This window comes from Tumebacillus flagellatus (assembly GCF_000714935.1).
Taxonomy (GTDB): domain Bacteria; phylum Bacillota; class Bacilli; order Tumebacillales; family Tumebacillaceae; genus Tumebacillus; species Tumebacillus flagellatus.
On sequence record NZ_JMIR01000064.1, the window covers coordinates 1 to 3,815 of the forward strand.

The following is a 3,815-nucleotide window of genomic DNA, read 5'->3' on the forward strand; positions in this document are numbered from 1 at the left end:
ATTTCATTGTTGTATAGATCTAGAATTGCGGAGAGATAGACAAAGTTATCACCGACACGTACGTTCCGTGCGAATGTGATTCGGAAATCACTTCGAATCTTTGCTCTTTAGCCAACAGCCCTCCCCATGTAAATTTGGATTTTGCTTTTTTAGGTATTCGATCTGCGCCTTCAAATACGTATTTTCCTCTTCGTGACTACTGAAGTGTTTCTTGTTCCACCGACCACGGTAATCCTCAAAAGACTCTCCGGCATTATGTTTGTTAATCCAGTTTCTAATCCGTGTTGAACTTTTGATTCCTAATTGATTCTTAACCTGGGCATAGGAGTACCCTTCTTCCAAATATAGACGTACGGCTTCCGTTTTCGTTTCCTCAGAATAACGGTTAAATGTTTGACCTTTCTTCGCAGCCAAAAAAATCCCCTCCGGTGGACAGTGTGTTGAACCCATGATACCATGGGTTCTTTTTTCACTGTCTACCGTAAGGGGATAATACCAAGCGTGCCTGTTCTTTTTTTATAAAAAATCGCCTCCACTTTCTGATTGGAAAGGGAGGCGATTCTTGCAACGTAATTAGAAATGCCAAACAACCTCATACGTATATCCGTCGATGACTTTCGAGTTGGCCCATTGCTTTGCGTAGGCGACAGCGTCGTTTTTCTCATGGAACCAGTCCAAATAGTGATCTCCTTGGTAGACGTGGAACGGGTAGTTGTGCCACAAAACGTTTTTGGTTTCCGCATCGAGAACGGAGGAGTACTCATGATCTTTGGTGTACATAACAGCACCCAGTTTGCTGCCGAAGTCGTTTACATACTTCCCGTATTGGAAGACTTGGGTGTGAATGTTGTCCCACAGGATTTCGTATGTATTGGCATCTTGAACGATTGCGTGGCTCCACTGTTTGGCGTAGGCGATCGCATCATCCTTGCTGTGCAGAACGGTAAGCAGTTTGCTGTTTTGGAAGACGTTGTAGTGCGCGTGGTTATCCTCAACCGGCAAGTTGAGCGAACTGCCTGAGGAGTAGCCGCCGTTTGAACCGGAACTGCCCGAACTGCCGCCGCTTGACGAACCGCCGTTGTGATAGTGGTACTGACCGTACTGCAGACCCCATTTCGCGCAGTTTGTCCAACAGTAGTGCCCCCCGTTCTTATCAGTATTGCCTGGGTGTGCGTATGCCGCCGGTACAGAGAGCAGAAGTGATGCTGTGCTGATCATGGAGATGATTACACTTTTCTTCATTTTAAAACCTCCAAAAACAATGTCTATATTAGTATAAAATAGAACTGTTTTTTTGGAAATGCTTGAAATGATATCTGTTTTTATATAAAAAACCTCGCCGGTTGCAACCTTGGCGAGGTTTTTTGAGAAGGCAGTTTGGCGAAATTAGTTTTTCGGAATGCCTTGGTGGTGGTGAACGCGCTTGCCTTCGAGGTCGGAGATCAAGTTCAGCGCGGTCTGTGCGCCGTGACCGGCCGCCACAATCGCTTGCGACGCGCAACCGGTCGCGATGCCGGTGGCGTAGACGTTGGACAGCGAGGTGCGGTGACGCTCGTCGATCTTGATCTTCATCTTGGTGAACGGCTCGTCGTTCTCGACGAGTTCCACGCCTGCCAGTTCGGCGGTGGCGATCAGCGGGCCTTGACCGGACGCGAGGATGAGTTTTCGTGCGGAGTAAGAAGCGGATTCGGTCTTGACGGTGACGAGGTCGTCCGTATGTACGATTTCTGTGACTTGCAGATCGAGCACCTCAATCCCGCGCTTCGCCACTTGCTTGCGGCCGATTTCGAGGATGTGGCTGCCGACGACCGGCTCTTCAAAGCCGAGGAAGTTCTCCACCCACGCCATGTTCATTTGCGAACGTCCGTCGCCGATCACGAGGGTGGACAGGTTTTTATCACCAAGCATAATCGCAGCGCTCAAGCCGGAAGCCCCCGCGCCGAGGACGATGACATCAAACGTTTGATTCGACATCTAGAAACACCTCATTCCAAGATTTGGGTCACACTTTCTATATATAAATATAGTGAAAGTGTCGGATGTTGTCAACCCTCTTCTTCAAATAGTATTCTTCTACTAGAATCGATCAAAAACTGAAAAGTGAGGAATCGTGTGGAAATCAAACGAATCATCTCGCCTGATTTGAAACAACACGAAGAAGCGGTCATTTTCGAACTTTCTTTCGCCGGATGTGTCTACGCCGAGGAGGAGGCCCAATTGTTGCTCTGCGCCGCCCAAACGCCGGACGAACTCTTTCACATGGTGGACCAGCGTGCGGCAGGCTTTCCGCTTGAACATGTGATCGGCCGGGCCGAGTTTTGCGGGTTGCAAATCGCGGTGGACCCGGGGGTCTTCGTGCCGCGTATGCGCAGCGAGTTTCTCGTCCGTCAAGCGATTGCCCGCGCATTTCCGAGGGCTGTCGTGCTGGATCTATGTTGCGGCACCGGAGCGTTGGGACTCGCGCTGGCTGCTTCCGTGCCGGACGTGGAGTTGCACGCGGCGGATCTCGACCCCGCCGCCGTGCGATGCGCACGGCGCAACGTCGAGGGCGCGGGCGGCCGCGTCTATGAAGGCGATCTCTATAAGCCGTTGCCTGCCGCTTTGCAAGGGAGCGTCGACATCTTGATCGCCAACGCGCCTTACGTTCCCACCGACGCGATCGACTTGCTTCCCGCGGAGGCGCGTCTGCACGAGGGGCACGCCGCGCTCGACGGGGGAGCGGACGGGTTGGACGTCCAACGGCGAGTGGCAGCAGAGGCATCGATTTGGTTGGCGCCCGGCGGTTGCCTGCTGGTCGAAACGAGCGAGCGGCAGGCGGGGCATACGCTCCGAATCTTCGCAGACCAAGGACTGCGCGCAGAAGCGGTTCATTCCGAAGAATGGGAGGCGACCGTCGTCTTGGGCGTGCGGGAATAGACAAAAGAAACTACTAGATACCAACACGCAAAGTGAGTTATACTTATCCCCTAGTGACTGAGATCGAATCAAGGGGGAATAACGGATGGCTCAGAGACAAGACGATGCGTTGACGGTTCTCCTGACATCCGGGTTTTTGGCCGTTCCGAGCTTGTTGTTGAAACTGTACAAGCAATTGGGTTTGTCAGACGAAGAGATGATGCTGATCCTGCACCTGTTGCAGTTCCGCCAAGAGGGCATCGAATTCCCGACCCCGGCGCAAATCGGGGAGCGGATGATGGTGCACGCAGACATGCTCCCTTCGATGCTGCTCACTTTGCAGCGCGCCGGCTTCTTGGAGATCGGTGAAGAACAGATCGACTTGCGACCGCTCTACCGCAAGCTCTCCGACGTTTTGCAACCGAAGCCGCAACCCGCCGCTTCCAGCCTCGATTTGCTGGAGAAGAAGGAACAGAATCTGTTTTCGGTCTTCGAGCAGGAGTTTGGACGCCCGCTGTCTCCGCTCGAATGCGAAATGATCATCAAGTGGCTCGACGAGGACCGGCACCGCGAAGACTTGGTTCGGGAAGCGCTCCGCGAAGCCGTGCTGTCCGGCAAGTTTAATTTCAAATACATCGACCGGATTCTGTTTGAATGGCAGAAGATCAACATCCGCACGCTGCAGGAACTCCAAGTTCACCGCGAACAGTTCCGCAACCGCACGCCCGGCAGCCGCCAGCGCCAAGCTCAACCTGCGCGCTCCTCGGCACCGTCGCAAGCCCGCAACACCCAACCGCAAGGAGCTCAAGCGGAAGCGGAAGACGGGCAAGAGAACAAGTACGACGCGTTTTACCGCATGTACGGACGCGAGTAACCCCGAATTGCACATCAAAAGCCCGAACCGCCATCCATCGGCGGGT

Annotated in this window: 4 protein-coding genes and 1 pseudogene; 2 read left to right on the top strand and 3 right to left on the bottom strand. The window is 53.2% G+C overall.

From position 1 onward, the window contains the following. Positions 1-79: 79 nt before the first annotated feature. From EL26_RS22715 to EL26_RS22725, 3 genes and pseudogenes are all read right to left on the bottom strand, one after another. Positions 80-450: pseudogene (locus EL26_RS22715) on the bottom strand (transposase); the annotation flags it as partial. 123 nt (positions 451-573) lie between these two features. After that, the gene (locus EL26_RS24240) at positions 574-1,242 is read right to left on the bottom strand and encodes a YHYH domain-containing protein (protein ID WP_052036725.1); all 669 of its coding nucleotides are present in this window, start codon (positions 1,240-1,242) and stop codon (positions 574-576) included. A gap of 144 nt (positions 1,243-1,386) precedes the next feature. Next, entirely contained in the window at positions 1,387-1,974 is a 588-nt protein-coding gene (locus tag EL26_RS22725; RefSeq protein ID WP_038094695.1) for an NAD(P)/FAD-dependent oxidoreductase, read from the bottom strand. Between the two features lie 144 nt (positions 1,975-2,118). Here EL26_RS22725 and EL26_RS22730 point away from each other — a divergent pair, with 144 nt between their 5' ends. Both EL26_RS22730 and EL26_RS22735 read left to right on the top strand, forming a co-directional pair. Then, positions 2,119-2,916, top strand: coding sequence for a putative protein N(5)-glutamine methyltransferase (locus tag EL26_RS22730; protein WP_420802086.1), 798 nt, complete (start codon positions 2,119-2,121; stop codon positions 2,914-2,916). An 85-nt stretch (positions 2,917-3,001) separates the two neighbouring features. Next, the gene (locus EL26_RS22735) at positions 3,002-3,769 is read left to right on the top strand and encodes a DnaD domain-containing protein (protein ID WP_052036726.1); all 768 of its coding nucleotides are present in this window, start codon (positions 3,002-3,004) and stop codon (positions 3,767-3,769) included. Positions 3,770-3,815 lie beyond the last annotated feature (46 nt).